Source organism: Rhodopseudomonas sp. (assembly GCF_036404135.1).
Taxonomy (GTDB): domain Bacteria; phylum Pseudomonadota; class Alphaproteobacteria; order Rhizobiales; family Xanthobacteraceae; genus Rhodopseudomonas_A.
The window spans coordinates 1-16,272 of the sequence record NZ_DASWPE010000027.1 but is presented as its reverse complement, the minus strand read 5'-3'; the positions used below and the strand labels follow the sequence as shown (position 1 = coordinate 16,272).

Genomic DNA, 16,272 nt, shown 5'->3' with positions numbered 1-16,272 from the left:
TGCGCGAGATGATCCTGGCCGACGACGAGGCCGGCCGGCGTGCCGCGCTCGCCAAGCTCCTGCCCATGCAGCGCCAGGATTTCGAGAAGCTCTTCGTGATCATGTCGGGCCTGCCCGTCACGATCCGGCTGCTCGACCCGCCGCTGCACGAGTTCCTGCCCCATAACGACGCCGACATGGCCGAGGTGGACAAGGCGATGGGCGGCGGCCGCATCGAGAAGCTCCGCCGCCGCTCGCAGGAGCTGCATGAGTTCAACCCGATGCTGGGCTTCCGGGGCGTTCGCATCGCGATCGCCTATCCGGAAATCGCCGAGATGCAGGCCCGCGCCATCTTCGAAGCCGCGGTCGAGGCACGCAAGCGTACCGGCGTCGCGGTCGGGCTCGAAGTGATGGTGCCGCTGATCGCCACCAAGATGGAGTTCGATCTGGTCAAGGCGCGGATCGACGCCACCGCGCATTCGGTGTTCCGCGAGACCGGCGGCAAGATCGATTACGCGGTCGGCACCATGATCGAATTGCCGCGCGCCTGTCTGAAGGCCGGGCAGATCGCCGAGACCGCGGAATTCTTCTCGTTCGGCACCAACGACCTCACCCAGACCACCTTCGGCATCAGCCGTGACGACGCCGCGAGCTTCCTCGGCACCTATATCGCGCGCGGCATTCTGGAGATCGACCCCTTCATCAGCATCGATCGCGTCGGCGTCGGCGAGTTGGTCAGGATCGGCGTCGAGCGTGGCCGCAAGACCCGTCCGCATCTCAAGGTCGGAATCTGCGGCGAACACGGCGGCGATCCGGCGTCGGTGGCGTTCTGCCACGAGATCGGTCTCGATTACGTGTCGTGCTCGCCGTATCGCGTGCCGATCGCGCGGCTCGCCGCGGCGCAAGCCGCGCTCGGCAAGCCGGTGGCGAGCCAGGCCTGACTTCGTCAACCATCGTCATCGCAGCAACGGCCGGGGAACACCTCGGCCGTTTCTCGTTGCGCCATCAAGCGTGCATAGCAACGCCGGCTCAGTCGCGCTGCATGGCAGAGCCGCGTCGCGTCGCCCGCGTTGACGCGATGTTTACCACTTTGCTGAAGTCGCGGTTTACCAAGGCTTTTGAAGTGACCGGCGGATTGCACCTGGTACTTGCCTGTGGCAGTCGCGCATCGTCGATTAACCCGGCGGCAACTTTAATTGTCTAACAACGCGATAGATCGAATTCGACGTAAATGTGCCTTCGATCACGTGTAAGCGTTGCGTGAGCGTACCGATGTCAGTCATGCGTAACCGACCGAAGGGCGTCAAGTTTGCGTCCTTCGGTCTTGGTCTTTGCGTCTTCGCATTGATCCCGTCAGAGATCGGCTATCAGGATATCGCCTCGCTGCTGGCCCGGCAGCCTGGCGTCGCCGAGCGCTGGCAGAAGCGCGTGGTCGCATCCTCCGCCGCCACCATTCAGCTCGCCACCTTCTCGTTCGGCCGCCCGATCGGCACCTCGCTGCCGCAGAGCGCCAACATCCGGCTCGCCAATCTCGACAATCCGGCGAGCGACATCAGCGGCGCGCTGCCGCGCAATCCGCTAACGCAATCGCCCGGCCGTTACGAGGCCGCTGATTTCCCCAAGGTCGATCGCACCTTGAAGGGCGATCGTCTCGCCATCGTGTCGCCCGAAACGCCTTCGGAAAACCCGCCGTCGTCGCAGGACGATTCCGCCGCGCCCAACGTCGCCGGCGCCAAGACCGCCGCGCAACCGCCGGCCGGCGACGCCGCGCCGCTCGATCCGGAACTGGCCGAAGCGCTGCAGGCGCCGCCGCTATCGCAATACGATGCGTCGTTATCGGTGGAGACGGCGCAGCCGCTCGGCGACGCCAGCATCGGCCAGCCCACCGTCGCCCCGGCGCCGGCGCATGACGGGTTTTCGTTCAAGACCACCAGTCTGTTTTTCGGCAGTTCGTCGCTCGGCGCGCCCAGCGAGAGCATGGAACAGTGGCAGCCCGGCGAAGAGCCGATGATCGTGCCGACCGGCATCGATCCAGACATGAAGGTTTCCGCGGCGTTGCCGGCCGCGCCCGACGATCAACTCAAGCCCGGCGAAAGCATCGCCAGCAAGGGCGAGGTCAACGCCGACAACCAGCACGGCAAGACGCCGGCCGAACGGCTCGGCCTGTTCGACGACAAGCTGCGCGCCAAGCACGAGAAGTGCCTCACCGACGCGATCTATTTCGAAGCCCGCGGCGAGGCGGTGCGCGGCCAGATCGCGGTGGCGCAGGTGGTGCTGAACCGCGCCTTCTCCGGCTTCTATCCGAACAATGTCTGCGGCGTGGTGTATCAGAACAAGCATCGCCATCTGGCCTGCCAGTTCACCTTCGCCTGCGACAACGTCGCCGATGTGGTGCGCGAACCCGACATGTGGGACCGCGCCAAAAAGATCGCCAAGGCCTCGCTCGACGGCCAGTTGTGGCTGCCGGAAGTCGGCAAGTCGACGCATTATCACGCCTATTGGGTGCGGCCGTCCTGGGTGCACGAGATGAAGAAGATGTACAAATTCGGCGTGCACACCTTCTATCGGCCGCGCAACTGGGGCGACGGCAGCGACGCGCCGAGCTGGGGCACTCCAGCGGAAACCGCGGCGATCTCCGCGAAACTCGCCGAAGCGGCGAAGAGCTCGGCGGAAATCTCGGAAAGCTCGGCGCGGCGGTGAAGATTCTGATTCAATGCTGCGACCAACAACGCGTCATTCCGGGGCGCGAGCAGCGAAGCTGCAAGCGACCCCGGAATCTTGCAACTTATGTAAGCGCCGACCAGGGCGCGAGCAGCGAAACTGCAAGCGACCCCGGAATCTCGCAGCTGATGTAAGCGCCGAACCTGTCGCAAGATTCCGGGCTCGTTCGGCCTTCGGCCTCGCGCCCCGGAATGACCCGTTGAGATGTCTGAGCGCTTGCCGCTACGCGTCGATATCCAGCGCGATGTCGAAGTTCGGCGCCGAATGGGTCAGCGCGCCGGAGGAGACGTAGTCGACGCCGGTCGCCGCGATCGCCGCGATGGTGTCCTGGGTGACGCCGCCGGAGGCTTCCAGCACGACGCGGCCATCCGCCAGCCGCACCGCTTCTTTCAGCGTGGTGATGTCCATGTTGTCGAGCAGCACCACGTCGGCGAGCCCGGTGGCGAGTACGTCGCGCAACTGATCGAGGGTGTCGACCTCGATTTCGACCTTGACCAGATGGCCGATCCGCGCCCGCGCCCGCTCCAGCACCGGGCGGACCCCGCCGGCCACCGCGATGTGGTTGTCCTTGATCAGGATCGCGTCATCCAGCCCGAAGCGGTGGTTGAAGCCGCCTCCGCACCGCACCGCGTATTTCTCCAGCGCGCGCAGCCCCGGCGTGGTCTTGCGGGTGCAGCAGATCCGCAGCTTGGTGCCGGCGGTGTGGCGGACATAATCGGCGGTCAGCGAGGCGATGCCGGAAAGCCGGCCGACAAAGTTCAGCGCGGTGCGCTCGCCGGCCAGCACCGCGCGGGCCGGGCCGGAGATGGTCAGCACCGGAAGGCCGCTCGCCACCGGATCGCCGTCACGGACGTGCGGTTGGATGAAGATGTCGGGCGACAGCGCCCGGAATGCCGCGACCGCCAGCGGCAGTCCGGCGATGGTGCCGGCCTGGCGCGCCACCATCGCGGCCTGGGCGTGGGCGTCCGCCGGAATCGTGGCGTTCGAGGTGATGTCGCCGGCGCGGCCGAGATCCTCCTCCAGCGCGCGGCGCACCGCCTCATCGATGGCGAATGGCGACAGGAAGGCGTCGGGGTGCAGCAGCGCGGAAGGCGTGATCATTTGCAAGCGAGGTCCTGTCAGGCGATCACCGGGCGCGGCCGGCGCGCGGTGTCGGAAAGCGAGGCGGCGATGTCGCGGGCCTCGGCCAGCGTGGTCATGGTGCGCTCGGCGAGCTTCGGATTCTCCGCCGGATAGTCCGAGCGATAATGCGCGCCGCGGCTTTCCAGCCGCGCCCAGGCCGCGGTCGATACCAACAGCGCGGTGGTCGCCATGTTGAGCATCGCGGTGCTGGTGGCGCCGGCCTCCAGCGCGGCGAAGCGGCGCACCGCGGCGGCGAGGCCGTCGGCGTTGCGGATCACTCCGACATTGCTGCTCATCATTTGCCGCAGCTCGGTTTCCTGCGCGGCGGCGAGGGCGGCGTTGCGCGGCATCGGTAGCTCGTCGATCCGTCCGCTGGCGGCGCCGAATTCGCGGCCGCCGATGTCCTCGGCGATCCGCCCGGCATAAACCACCGCCTCGAGCAGCGAGTTCGAGGCGAGGCGATTGGCGCCGTGCGCGCCGGTGCAGGAGACTTCTCCGGCCGCCCACAGCCCGCGCAGCGACGTGCGGCCGTGCATGTCCACGGCGATGCCGCCCATGTGGTAGTGTGCCGCCGGCGCGATCGGGATCGGCTGGGTCGCCGGATCGACGCCCTCGGCGATGCAGCTCTCATAGACGGTGGGAAACTCGGTGGCGAAATGCGCGCCGAGCGCGGTGCGGGCGTCGAGAAACGCGCCGCGGCCGGCCGCGATCTCGGCGAACACGCCGCGGGCGACGATGTCGCGCGGCGCCAGCTCGGCCAAGGGATGCGCCGCCAGCATGAAGCGCTCGCCATTGCCGTTGATCAGCGTGGCGCCTTCGCCGCGCAGCGCCTCGGTGGCGAGCGGCGCCGGGTCGCGGCCGACCATGATCGCGGTCGGATGAAACTGCACGAATTCCGGATCGGCGATCAGCGCGCCGGCGCGGGCCGCAATCGCAAGGCCGAGGCCGCTGGCTTCGGTCGGGTTGGTGGTCACCGCATAGAGATGGCCGATGCCGCCGGTCGCCAGCACCACGGCGCGGGCCGGCATGCTGATCGGCCGGCTGGTCGCCAGACCGGCTTTGCGCAATTGCAGCCCGACCACCGAGCCGCCGTCGGTCAACAGCGCTTCGGCGAAATAGCCTTCGATCACCTTGATCGACGGGGTGGCGCGCACCGCCTCGATCAGCGCGGTGATGATTGCCTGGCCGGCCATGTCGCCGCGGACATGGACGATGCGGCGCGCCGAATGCGCCGCCTCGCGCGACACCGCGAGCCGGCCTTCGAGGTCGCGGTCGAACGGTACGCCATAGTCCAAGAGATCGTGGATCCGCGGGCCGGCTTCGCGCGCCAGCGCCAGCGCCACGCCCTTGTCGACCAGCCCGGCGCCGACCGCGATGGTGTCGGCGGCGTGGGATTCCGCGCTATCGCCTTCCGCCACCGCCGCGGCGATGCCGCCCTGCGCCCACGCCGTCGAGGCGCCTTCGCCGAGCGGCGCGGCGGTGATCACGGTGACCGGCCGCGGCGCCAGCTTCAGCGCGCAGAACAGCCCGGCAAGGCCGCCGCCGACGATCACCACGTCGGTGCCGTTGCGGGTCAGATCGAGGTCCGACGTGGTACTCATGGCTTGGTCCAACTCTGCCGCACAGCGGCGCAGGTGGCACGCCGGCCTGGCCCGCGCGCATAGATCGGGGACGGGAGAGCGAAGTCGGCGGCGGCGCAACGTCCCGATTGCGTCGCCGCTCGCGGCTTAGTTCTTCAGGTTGATCATCCGCTCCACCGAGCGGCGGGCGCGGTCGATGATCGAGGGGTCGACGGTGACCTCCTCACGCAGATAGATCAGGCTGTCGAGGATCTTCGGCAGCGTGATCCGCTTCATGTGCGGGCACAGGTTGCACGGCCGCACGATCTCCAGATCCGGCAATTCGGCCTGCACGTTGTCGGCCATCGAGCATTCGGTGACCAGCACCACGCGCGCCGGCTTGTGCTGGCGCACCCAGTTGACCATGTGCGCGGTCGAGCCGGTGAAGTCGGCTTCGGCGATCACGTCGGGCGGGCATTCCGGATGCGCGATGATGCTGATCGAGGGATCGGCCTCGCGATAGCCGCGCAATTCGTCGCCGGTGAAGCGCTCGTGCACCTCGCAGGCGCCCTTCCAGGCGATGATCTTGACCTTGGTCTGCGAGGCGACGTAGCGCGCCAGATACTGGTCGGGCAGCATGATCACGGTGTCGGCGTTGAGGCTCTCCACCACGTTCACCGCGTTCGACGAGGTGCAGCAGATGTCGACCTCGGCCTTCACCTCGGCCGAAGTGTTGACATAGGCCACCACCGGCACGCCGGGGAAGCGCTCGCGCAACAGCCGGACGTCGGCGCCGGTGATGCTGGAGGCCAGCGAGCAGCCGGCGCGGGAGTCCGGGATCAGCACGGTCTTGCTCGGGCTGAGGATCTTCGAGGTCTCGGCCATGAAATGCACGCCGCATTGCACGATGACGTCGGCCTTCACCTTGGTGGCCTCGATCGCGAGCTGCAGCGAGTCGCCGACGATGTCGGAGACGCAATGGAAGATCTCGGGGGTCTGATAGTTGTGCGCCAGGATCACGGCGTTGCGCTCGCGCTTGGCCTCGTTGATCGCCTTGATGTAGGGCGCCATGAACGGCCATTCGATCGGCGCGATCACCTTCTTGACCCGTTCGTAGAGATGCGCGGTGGCGCGCTCGACTTCGGGCGTCCATTCCAGTGACGGCATCGGCAGCGCGCGGCTGCGCTCCAAGGCGCTGAGCGGCGCGCGCGGCCGCGACTCCGGCCGGCCGTGCTGCGGGTGGCCGAAATTGTCCGGGCCGTAAATTCCAGCAAGCGCCATGGTACTCTCCGTCTCGGCCTTTATATGCTCAACATGAGCATATTCTGGTTTTGAGAAATCCGGCCACGTCGGGCCGGCATTCAAAAACCGCTGCACATCGATCTGAACTTTCGCGCAGCGCCGCGGTCACTCAGAGCTCAGAGGATGTTATCCTCATTAGGAGCAAATCAAATATAGCATGTCACAATCTGTTCCGCCAGAGCCGGGAACGGTTAAATCGTCACACCTGACGTCACGATTTGCATTGCTGCATGGCGGGATCGTCCGCCACCCCAGAAACGCGGTTGGGAATTTGCTGCCAACGCTTTAGGTTTCCGCGCATTCAAGGCAGCGCGTCAGGGAGCACAGCGTGGGAACGTTCAAGGCGATCAGGATCGACAAGGCGGAAAAAGGCACCGTGGCGGCGCTGACCCAGTTCGACGAAGCCGAACTGATGGAGGGCGACGTTACCGTTGGCGTCGAATGGTCGACGGTGAACTACAAGGACGGCCTCGCGGTCACCGGCAAGGCGCCGGTGGTGCGGCGGTTTCCGATGATCGCCGGGGTCGATCTCGCCGGCACCGTGCTGAAGTCGGAGAATCCGGACTGGCAGGTCGGCGACAAGGTGATCTGCAACGGCTGGGGCATGGGCGAGACCCATCTCGGCGCCTATGCGGAGAAGGCCCGGGTCAAGGGCGACTGGCTGGTGCGGCTGCCGGATGGGCTGTCGACCCGTGACGCGATGGCGATCGGCACCGCCGGTTACACCGCGATGCTCAGCGTGCTGGCGCTGGAAAACCATGGCCTGACCCCGGCTGCGGGGCCGGTCGTGGTGACCGGCGCCGCCGGCGGCGTCGGCTCGGTGGCCATCGCGGTGCTGTCAAAGCTCGGCTACCACGTCATCGCCTCGACCGGGCGGATCGCCGAAGTGCCGTATCTGCGCGAGCTCGGCGCCTCCGAGGTGATCGAGCGCAGCGAATTGAACGGGACGCCCAAGCCGCTTGCCAAGGAGCGCTGGGCCGGCGGCATCGACAGCGTCGGCTCCACCACGCTGGCCAATGTGCTGTCGATGACCAAGTACCGCGGCGCGGTCGCGGCCTGCGGTCTCGCCGCCGGCATGGACCTTCCGACCTCGGTGGCGCCGTTCATTTTACGCGGCGTGTGTCTTCTCGGCATCGATTCGGTGATGTGCCCGATCGAATTGCGCCAGCTCGCCTGGCTGCGTCTGGCGAGCGATCTCGACAAGGCCAAACTCACTGAAATCACTCATGAAATAAATCTGGACGAGGTCATCGCCGCGGGCGCCCGGGTGCTCGCCGGCGAGGTGCGCGGTCGAATCGTGGTAAAAATTTGCTGACTCGTTCAGACTTTACCAACCAACCTGCTCCAATGTTGCCACGGTGATATGGTGAGTGCCGAGTTAAAGACCTAACCATTGGCGGTTGCCGCGCCCAGTCAGTCGGAGTTCAGGGGATGTTCGTGCGTTTTGTGGTGGGGGCCCTCGCGGCTGGCGCGATGGTGGCGCCGGCCTTGGCCGGCTCGATGAGTGCCGACGAGGCCCGCAAATTCGTCGCGGGCAAGGTGTTCGCCTTCACATGCTTCGACGGCACGCGCGGCGCCGGACGGGTGTTCGACGATGGCGGCGCGGCAGGCGCGGTGCAATTCTCCGGCTCCGGTCCGAGCCGCAACATGCGGCTGCCGGGCAATACGCTGCAGGTCCGCGGCCAATCGATCTGCGCCTCGATCAAGGGCATTCCGTTCGAGCCCTGTTTCAACCTCACCAAGATGGACGACCGCAGCTTTCGCGGCGCGGTGTCCGGCATGGGCTTCGCCTATTGCGATTTCCGCCATCAGGGCGCCAGCCAGATGCTGATGGCGCGGGCGACGATGCCGCGTTCGCACGGCCCGCGGGTCACCGGATCGACCACGGCAACGCGCTCCGCCGATGCGTCGCGGGTCGAGGTGACACAGCGGGTGGAAACCCCGCACGTCGAATCCGCCAAGATCGAGCCGGTGAAAGCCGCGCCCGCGCCGTCCGAAGGCGCCTCCGATCTGCGCCGCTCGACCGAGTAGTTCGCGGGCAGAGTTGCGACGTCCACACCACGGTTAACGCCGGGTTTGCAGATCACGGTTTATTCTCTGCGAAATTTTGAGCAGGGAATCGATCGATGGGCGTAACCCGCCGCAACGAACTCAGGAAGCATATCGCGAGCTGGCTCAACACGTTGGGAGCGTTAATTCTTTCCGTAGGTAGCTTTACCCCTACCGTGGCCTTGTTGTTGGGGATACAATCATCTGCAACGAGGGACGTGATCGTTATTGTGATTGCAACTTCGCTACTCAGCGGCATTGCCTTCCATTTGCTTGGGAGGCTGGTGCTGTCAGGATATGAAGAATGACCCTTCAGGTTGTGGCCATAGCTGCTCCGCTGGTTGTTTTGGTAGCCGTAGCTATCGTGACTTTGTTGGAACGCAGCGCGATTGAAAAATCGAAACGCGAAGAAGCGCAGGCACTCAGCGATGTCGATGCTGCGCCATATCAACTGACTAAAGTGGCCTACCGCGTTCGGCAAACAGACTACTTTCTCAAATAGAGTGGGCCACGCCCCGACGTTTCATTATAAAGTGCCTGTAGGGACGGGATTTTAGTTTTCTCCGCTGCTGCGCGATTTGAATCTGGCCCGCATCGGCGTGCTCACAGAAACATTCAACTCAGCGCCGGCCGCGCACCCGCAGTCCGGGCGCCGGGCGTTCCTGCAGCACCTCGCGGCGGAAGCGAAACAGCGCCGCCGGCCGGCCGCCGGTGTGGGTGGACATTTCGCCGGTCGGCTCGACCAGCGCCCCGGCCTCGACCAGCCGGCGAAAATTCTGCTTGTGCAGATGCCGGCCGGAGATCGCCTCCACGGTGCGTTGCAGTTCGGTCAGCGTGAAGTCCGGCGGCAGCAATTCGAACACCACCGGGCGATATTTCAATTTGGCGCGCAGCCGGGCGATCGCGGTGGCGAGAATCCGGCGGTGATCGAACCGCATCGCAATCCCCAGCAACGGGATGCTGGCGCGGGCCAGCGCCGCCGGGCGGCCGTCGCGTCGTGCCTCCTCGATCAGTCCGGCTTCGTACAACAGCTCGTAGCGGTCGAGCACGCGCTCCTCGTCCCACTGCGCGCCGTCGACGCCGAAGAACAGCCGCACCCGGTCCTTGCGGCCCAGCGCGCGGGCGGTGTCCGGGGTTTCGGCCTGCGCCGCCCAGGCGGTGAGTTCGGGGATGATGGCGCGGGCGATGATGTCGGGCTGCGCGGCGCGCCAGTCCTCCCAGGGAAAATAGCGGTACCACGGCTCGAACGTGGCGCCCGGCGCCCGCGATACGTTGTCGGCGGCGCGGGTCAGCGCTAGATAGCCGATCGAGGCGACATGGACGTCGGTGTCGCCGATCCGCGCGTGGCGGCCGCGATCGCCGAAGGTGTAGAGCTGCTCGACATAGCCGAGCCGCAGTCCGGCCTGTTCTTCCACCCAGGCGCGCAGCCCGATCTCGAAGGTGCGGTGGGTCACCGCCTCGAACGGACCGTAGGGCAGCCCGGCGAGATTTTCGTCGTCGCCGCCCGACGCCGTCAGGATCATCGGCTCGTTGTCCTCGATCGCGACGATGGCGGCGGTCAGCCCGATCTCGATCGGCGTCGGAAGCTTGTCGCCGGTCTTGCTGCGGTCTTCGGCGTTCATTCGAGGTCGACGCGGAACGGCCGGCCCTCGACCACCAGGCTGCCCGGGCCGATGGCGTCGAGCGCGCGCAGCATCCGGCCGTCGCGGCGCAGCGCCCGGTCGGCCAAAGCCACGATCAGCCGGTTCGGCGAGGCGCTCGGCGAGGCCTTGCGGATTTGTTGCGCGATCGAGGCCTCGGCGCGATGCGGATTGAGCGCGCAGGCGGCGGCAAAGGCGCTCGCGGTGGAGCGGCTGATCCCGGCGTAGCAATGCACCACCAGCGGCGCTGCGCGGTCCCAGCCGCGGACAAAATCCAGCACCCGTTCGATATGCGCCAGCGACGGCGCGGTGAAGCCGTCCTGTTGCTCGGTGATGTCGTCCATCGCAATGCGCAGATGATTGACCTCGCTCACCGAGCGCGGCCGCTGGACCTGGCCGACATTGGCCATCACCGTGAGGACATGGCTGGCCCCCGTCGCTTCGACGGTCGGATGCAATGCAGCGAGCGAGCAGACGTGAATCATCGCGGTCCTTGGGTTGCGGTGATTATAGGTCCGCACCCGCAACGGGGAAAGCGCGTTCGCGGGGCGGATCAGTCCTGCAACGTCTCGAAGCGGGCGAGGAACCGTTTCGCCGCCTTGCCGGCCGACCACGGCGTCAGATAGTCCAGCCGGATCGGCTCCGACAGCCCGGGGTCGCTGCCGAACAAACGCCTGGCTTCGGCCTTGGTGAAGCCGGCCAGCGTGGTCGCCTCCAGATAGGCGGCGCCGATGTCGGCGGCCTTGATCTGGCGTTCCAGCGCGTCGTCGAGTTTGGCCGGCAGCCCGAAGCGGATGTGGATCGCGGCGAGCAGACGATGCTCCACCGCCTTGTAGGAGCCGCCGATCACCGCCTTGAACGGCGAGATCATGTCGCCGACGACATATTCCGGCGCGTCGTGCAACAGCGCCGCGAGCCGTAGCCGGCGGTCGATCCGCGGCGCGTGCGCCCGCATCACCGCCTCGACCAGCAGCGTATGCTGCGCCACCGAGAAGATATGGCTGCCGTGGGTCTGCCCGTTCCAGCGCGCCACTCGCGCTAGCCCATGGGCGATGTCGGCGATCTCGATATCGAGCGGCGAGGGGTCGAGCAGATCGAGCCTGCGGCCCGACAGCATGCGCTGCCAGACCCGGGTCGAGACGTCGGGGGATTTTGCCTTGCGGGCGGTCATGGCGTTCACTTCGCGTCCATTCGATTCACCTGTGAATATCAGCCGGCGCGAAGCCGGTCACGGCCAGAGCGAAGCGACGCCGTCCGGGCGCGCGCGAAGCTCGGCGAAAGCCGCAGAGTCTGCGATCGGCGTAAGTTTTCGTTAGAGCCAGCGTTTTAGGCTGCTGCCATGTTCACGCTATTGCCCGATCCGTCGGCCCCGACGATCCGCTGGATCGGCCAGAACGCCCCGCTTCTCATCCTGGGGCTCACCGCCTTGGCGGCGTTCGTCTGGGTGGTGATGCATAGCCGCGGCGAGACCGGCAGCGGCTATCTCGGCTTCACCGGCGCCGACGACTGCCAGGACGGCGGCGACGGCGGGGGCGATTGCAGCGGCGATTAGCTGCTGTTCCGCGCCGGTTTCGCCGGCCGTTGCATCGCGCCGCAACGCTCATGACAGAAACAGCTCACCAGATGGTCGTTGACCAGGCCGGTCGCCTGCATGAAGGCGTAGACGATGGTCGGGCCGACGAATTTGAAGCCGCGCGACAGCAATTCCTTCGACATCGCGGTTGATAGCGGCGTCGCCGCCGGCACGCTGGCGGTCGATTTGAAATGGTTGACCTTCGGCTGGCCGTCGACGAAGTCCCACAACAGCTTCGAGAAGCCGGGGCCGTTCTCCATGATCTCGAGATAGGATTTCGCGCTGTTGATGGTGCCTTCGATCTTGGCGCGATTGCGCACGATGCCGGCGTCGTTCATCAGCGCATGGATTTTCTTGGCGTCGTAGCGCGCGATTTTCTCCGGCTGGAAATCGTCGAACGCTTTGCGGAAATTGTCGCGCTTGCGCAGGATGGTGATCCACGACAGCCCGGCCTGGAAGCCGTCGAGGATCAGCTTTTCGAACAGCGCGCGGTCGTCATATTCCGGCACGCCCCATTCGGTGTCGTGATAGGCAAGATACAGCGGATCGTCGCCCGGCCACGGGCATCGCGTCAGCCCGTCGGAATGCCGCACCGCGCGGGTCATACTCAAGCCAGGCTTCGGGTCGGCGCCTTCGGCAACTCGACCGGATCGCGCAACTGCATGGCGACGCCGTCGGCGCTCAAGGGCAACGACGCCTCGACCGCCTCGGCCAGCCGATCGATCCGCACCAACGCCAGACCGACGCCGTCGGCCGTTGAGCCGATCTGCCCGACTAGCTTGTCGGCGGCGAGCAGCTCGCTGCCCGGCTGCGGCCGCGCGCCGTCGAACGCCAGCCGCACGGTGCGGGTGCGCGCGGTGCCGCGATGCTGCATCCGCGACACCACCTCCTGGCCGACATAGCAGCCCTTGTCGAAATCCACGCCGTGCAGCCGGTCCATATTGGCCTCGTGCGGAAACGCGTCGCCATAACGGAAATCGACGCCGCCGGCCGGCGCGCCGCAACCGATCCGATGCGCTTCGTACAGCGCGGCATCGACGAGCTCGGCGCCGATCGCGGCCGCGGTCTTGTTGGCCAATTCTACCGGCACGAGGCAGCGCCAGCCGAGTCGCGGCTCGCGCGGATCGGCGAAGCTCGCCTCCGGCACCGCCGAAAGCTCGCCGTCCCAGGCGGCCAGCACGCCGAGCCGGTCGGAGAGATTTTCCACCAGCACCTTGGCGCGCAGCTTGTAGAATTTCAGCTTGTCGGCGAAGGGCTGCGCGATCTCGCGCGGGCAGTCGAGCAGGAAGCCGCCGTCGTCGGCCGCGGGCAATTCGGTGATGAAGAAATCCGCGACGATCTTGCCCTGCGGCGTCAGCAGCGCGCCGAACCGGCCCTGGCCGGGCGCGAGCTTGGTCATGTCGGTGGTGACGAGGCCGTTGAGAAAGTGCCGGGCATCGTCGCCGCTGATCTTCACCACGCCGCGATTGGCGAGAAACGCTGCCTTCATGTCCGCTCTTTCGCTCGATTGGCCGCGGGGCAAGGCCCAGGCCGGATAGTCCATTTCAAGTTAAGTCGCTAAGGTGGCTGCAACAAGCCCGCATGATCAGCGGCGCTGCCTGCCAAACGGGCGATCGAGGACCCATGACCCAACGTTTCGACACGATTCTGAAATCCGGCACCATCGTCAACCAGGACGGCGAGGGCATAGGCGACGTCGGCATCCTGGCCGGCAAGATCGCCGCACTCGGCGATCTTAGCCGGGCCTCGGCCGGCGAGGAGATCGACTGTCGCCGCCTGCACCTGCTGCCGGGCGTGATCGATACCCAGGTGCATTTCCGCGAGCCGGGATTGACGCATAAGGAGGATCTGGAATCGGGCTCATTGAGCGCGGTGATGGGCGGCGTCACCGCGGTGTTCGAAATGCCCAACACCAATCCGTTGACCGTCACCGCCGAGGCCTTCGCAGACAAGATCAAGCGCGCCGAGCATCGCATGCATTGCGATTTCGCATTCTACATCGGCGGCACCCGCGACAACGTCGCTGACTTGCCGGAGCTGGAACGGACGCGCGGCTGCGCCGGGGTCAAGGTGTTCATCGGCTCCTCGACCGGCAGCCTGTTGGTCGAGGACGACGACAGTTTGCGCAAGATTCTACAAGTGATCCAGCGCCGCGCTGCGTTCCACGCCGAGGACGAATATCGTCTCAACGATCGCAAGAGCCTGCGCATTGAGGGCGATCCGCGCTCGCATCCGGTGTGGCGCGACGAGATCGCGGCCCTGACCGCGACGCAACGCCTGGTGGCGCTGGCGCGCGAGACCGGCAAGCGCATCCACGTGCTGCACGTCTCGACCAAAGAGGAGATGGAATTTCTGCGCGAGCATAAGGATGTCGCCTCGGTGGAAGTGACGCCGCATCACCTGACGCTTGCAGCACCGGACTGCTACGAGCGGCTCGGCACGCTGGCGCAGATGAATCCGCCGGTACGCGACGCCAGCCATCGCGACGGCATCTGGCACGGCGTGACGCAAGGCGTCGTCGACGTGCTCGGCTCCGACCACGCGCCGCATACACTGGAAGAAAAAGCCAAGACCTATCCGGCGTCGCCGTCCGGCATGACCGGGGTGCAGACGCTGGTGCCGCTGATGCTGGATCATGTCAACGCGGGACGGCTGTCGCTGGCGCGCTTGGTCGATCTTACCAGCGCCGGTCCGGCGCGGCTGTTCAACATCGCCTGCAAGGGCCGCATAGCCGCGGGCTACGACGCCGATTTCACCGTGGTCGATCTCAAGCGCAGCGAGACCATTACCAATGCCTGGACGGCGTCGCGGGCGGGCTGGACGCCCTATGATGGGATGAAGGTCAAAGGTTGGCCGGTCGGCACCGTGGTGCGCGGCGCCCGGGTGATGTGGCAGGGCGACTTGCTGACGCCGGCGACCGGCGAGGCGGTGCGGTTTCTGGAAACGCTCGGGGCCTAACGCCCCGCGGTTGGCTCACGTCGCCCCACGCCCTCGGCGTCATCCTGAGGCGCCCGAGCGCAGCTCGGGCCTCGAAGGATCAGCCGCGGGCACGCGGCCCGCTCGCCATCGCATCACGTCATCCTTCGAGGCTTCCCTGCAGCGCATGCGCGCTGCGCGGAAAGCACATCCAGATGACGGGGCAGCCAACGCAATATCGATTTTGAATGAGCGGAAGCGGTGCGCTGATTACTGCCGCGCCAGCGCCAGCGAGAATTCGCCGTTGCGGACCCGGCCGGGCAGGCCCTCGACGAACTTCGCCACGGCATCCTCGCCATAGGTGCCGACCAGTTCGGCGAAGGCCGCGAACAGGCTGGCCTGCGCCAGACAATCGCCGTCGACGCCGTCATGCCGGGCTTCGGCCCAGGCTTCGTTCAAATAACTGAGGGCGGCCTGCTTTTGTTCGTGATCGGGCAGCGGGTCGCGGGCGGAGGAAAATGACGATTGTTGGCTCATGAAACTCAACAGGCTAGGTGCGCGACCCACAACGGACCGCTGCGAATGACTGAGCATTAGCATGCGAATTAACCAGCGACAGGGCAGTTCTTTAGGAAAGGTTAACGGCGCGGCGCCGGTTGCCGGCCAACGGGAACTGGGCGCTGCGCATGCTGTGACGCGAGCGGCACCGCTTTCAATGGCATTGTTCCACCGCGCGGTCATTCCGGGGCGCGAGGCCGCAGGCCGAGCGAACCCGCAATCTCGCCGCGAGGAATGCGGGCACGTGTTGCAAGATTCCGGGTTCGCTCGAGCTTCGCTCTCGCGCGCCGGAATGACGTGGTGATGGGGTAACGGCTAATTCGCGTAGCGCGCGGTGAGGTCGCGGGAGATTTTCGAGCCTTCCTCGAGGTAGCGGCGAATCGCGATGTCGGCCGCCGGCGTGCAGGTCCGGTAGGTCTGCTGGAAGCCGTTATAGCCGCGGTTGAAGCTGCTGATCATCCGGGCGCGGCGTTCGCCGGACGGCGTCTCGGCATCGACCAGCGCCTGCATCTCGTTGCGCCATTTGGCGCCTTCGTTGTTGCCGCAGATGCCACGCAGGTAATGCAGCGTGCCGAGAATCTCGGACAGCCGCGCCAGATCGCCATCGAACGGCGCAGCCGCGTCCTGCGCCCGGGCGGAGCCGAGGCCGAGGGTTGCTGCGATCAGCAGGGCGGCAAGCAAGCGATGGGGCATGGATTGGTCCAGGAACCGGGCTGATATGCCTTTTCGGCGCGGTCGAAGCAAGGCGCGCGCCGCGGTCAGGCTTCCGCCAGCACGCGCGCCGCATCGATGATCTCCTGCAGGCCGGGCGTCAATTGCCGCGGCCCCAGCGCGTCCGGCGGCAGCCAGGCGA

At 66.3% G+C, this 16,272-nt stretch carries 18 protein-coding genes; 8 read left to right on the top strand and 10 right to left on the bottom strand.

Going from position 1 to position 16,272, the window contains the following annotated elements; genetic code table 11:
- Together VGC77_RS03400 and VGC77_RS03395 are read left to right on the top strand one after the other, a co-directional pair.
- Nucleotides 1–920: putative PEP-binding protein (locus VGC77_RS03400; protein ID WP_331170158.1), on the top strand; the 920-nt coding region annotated here is incomplete at its 5' end.
- Nucleotides 921–1,251: 331 nt separating this feature from the next.
- Nucleotides 1,252–2,679: a cell wall hydrolase gene (locus tag VGC77_RS03395; protein WP_331170157.1), complete on the top strand. Its 1,428-nt coding sequence runs from the start codon at nt 1,252–1,254 to the stop codon at nt 2,677–2,679.
- 243 nt (nt 2,680–2,922) lie between these two features.
- Here the strand turns inward: VGC77_RS03395 and nadC are convergent, their stop codons facing one another.
- The 3 genes from nadC to nadA form a co-directional block, all read right to left on the bottom strand.
- Complete coding sequence (gene nadC, locus VGC77_RS03390) at nt 2,923–3,801, bottom strand: carboxylating nicotinate-nucleotide diphosphorylase (protein ID WP_331170156.1); 879 nt, start codon at nt 3,799–3,801, stop codon at nt 2,923–2,925.
- A 17-nt stretch (nt 3,802–3,818) separates the two neighbouring features.
- A complete protein-coding gene (locus VGC77_RS03385; RefSeq protein WP_331170155.1) occupies nt 3,819–5,423 on the bottom strand; it encodes an L-aspartate oxidase in 1,605 nt (534 codons plus the stop codon).
- A 126-nt stretch (nt 5,424–5,549) separates the two neighbouring features.
- Nucleotides 5,550–6,662 (bottom strand): quinolinate synthase NadA, encoded by a 1,113-nt coding sequence (gene nadA, locus VGC77_RS03380; RefSeq protein WP_331170154.1) that lies wholly within the window; start codon nt 6,660–6,662, stop codon nt 5,550–5,552.
- 349 nt (nt 6,663–7,011) lie between these two features.
- Between nadA and VGC77_RS03375 the strand changes: the two genes are divergently transcribed.
- From VGC77_RS03375 to VGC77_RS03360, 4 genes are all read left to right on the top strand, one after another.
- Nucleotides 7,012–7,998: an MDR family oxidoreductase gene (locus tag VGC77_RS03375; RefSeq protein ID WP_331170153.1), complete on the top strand. Its 987-nt coding sequence runs from the start codon at nt 7,012–7,014 to the stop codon at nt 7,996–7,998.
- A 116-nt stretch (nt 7,999–8,114) separates the two neighbouring features.
- The gene (locus tag VGC77_RS03370) at nt 8,115–8,714 is read left to right on the top strand and encodes a hypothetical protein (RefSeq protein WP_331170152.1); all 600 of its coding nucleotides are present in this window, start codon (nt 8,115–8,117) and stop codon (nt 8,712–8,714) included.
- 95 nt (nt 8,715–8,809) lie between these two features.
- The gene (locus VGC77_RS03365) at nt 8,810–9,040 is read left to right on the top strand and encodes a hypothetical protein (protein ID WP_331170151.1); all 231 of its coding nucleotides are present in this window, start codon (nt 8,810–8,812) and stop codon (nt 9,038–9,040) included.
- A complete protein-coding gene (locus VGC77_RS03360; RefSeq protein ID WP_331170150.1) occupies nt 9,037–9,234 on the top strand; it encodes a hypothetical protein in 198 nt (65 codons plus the stop codon). Before VGC77_RS03365 ends, VGC77_RS03360 begins: the two co-directional genes overlap by 4 nt.
- Before the next feature lie 118 nt (nt 9,235–9,352).
- Here the strand turns inward: VGC77_RS03360 and VGC77_RS03355 are convergent, their stop codons facing one another.
- The 3 genes from VGC77_RS03355 to VGC77_RS03345 form a co-directional block, all read right to left on the bottom strand.
- Nucleotides 9,353–10,354 carry an NUDIX hydrolase gene (locus tag VGC77_RS03355; RefSeq protein WP_331170149.1) on the bottom strand — a complete coding sequence of 334 codons (1,002 nt, stop codon included), beginning with the start codon at nt 10,352–10,354 and terminating at the stop codon, nt 9,353–9,355.
- Complete coding sequence (locus VGC77_RS03350) at nt 10,351–10,857, bottom strand: protein tyrosine phosphatase (RefSeq protein ID WP_331170148.1); 507 nt, start codon at nt 10,855–10,857, stop codon at nt 10,351–10,353. The genes VGC77_RS03355 and VGC77_RS03350 overlap by 4 nt, the downstream gene beginning before the upstream one ends.
- Nucleotides 10,858–10,925: 68 nt before the next feature.
- Complete coding sequence (locus VGC77_RS03345) at nt 10,926–11,543, bottom strand: HD family hydrolase (protein ID WP_331170160.1); 618 nt, start codon at nt 11,541–11,543, stop codon at nt 10,926–10,928.
- A gap of 168 nt (nt 11,544–11,711) precedes the next feature.
- On the opposite strand from VGC77_RS03345, the gene VGC77_RS03340 reads away from it, so the two are divergent.
- Entirely contained in the window at nt 11,712–11,924 is a 213-nt protein-coding gene (locus tag VGC77_RS03340; protein WP_331170147.1) for a hypothetical protein, read from the top strand.
- On the opposite strand, the gene VGC77_RS03335 is transcribed toward VGC77_RS03340, so the two are convergent.
- Both VGC77_RS03335 and VGC77_RS03330 read right to left on the bottom strand, forming a co-directional pair.
- Nucleotides 11,921–12,550, bottom strand: a complete 630-nt coding sequence (locus VGC77_RS03335) for a DNA-3-methyladenine glycosylase I (RefSeq protein WP_331170159.1) — start codon at nt 12,548–12,550, stop codon at nt 11,921–11,923. The genes VGC77_RS03340 and VGC77_RS03335 overlap by 4 nt on opposite strands.
- 2 nt (nt 12,551–12,552) lie before the next feature.
- Entirely contained in the window at nt 12,553–13,434 is an 882-nt protein-coding gene (locus VGC77_RS03330; RefSeq protein WP_331170146.1) for a folate-binding protein, read from the bottom strand.
- Nucleotides 13,435–13,568: 134 nt separating this feature from the next.
- On the opposite strand from VGC77_RS03330, the gene VGC77_RS03325 reads away from it, so the two are divergent.
- Entirely contained in the window at nt 13,569–14,903 is a 1,335-nt protein-coding gene (locus VGC77_RS03325) for a dihydroorotase (protein ID WP_331170145.1), read from the top strand.
- Between the two features lie 228 nt (nt 14,904–15,131).
- On the opposite strand, the gene VGC77_RS03320 is transcribed toward VGC77_RS03325, so the two are convergent.
- Nucleotides 15,132–15,398 (bottom strand): hypothetical protein, encoded by a 267-nt coding sequence (locus VGC77_RS03320; protein ID WP_331170144.1) that lies wholly within the window; start codon nt 15,396–15,398, stop codon nt 15,132–15,134.
- 336 nt (nt 15,399–15,734) lie between these two features.
- A complete protein-coding gene (locus tag VGC77_RS03315) occupies nt 15,735–16,112 on the bottom strand; it encodes a TIGR02301 family protein (RefSeq protein ID WP_331170143.1) in 378 nt (125 codons plus the stop codon).
- Between the last annotated feature and the right edge of the window lie 160 nt (nt 16,113–16,272).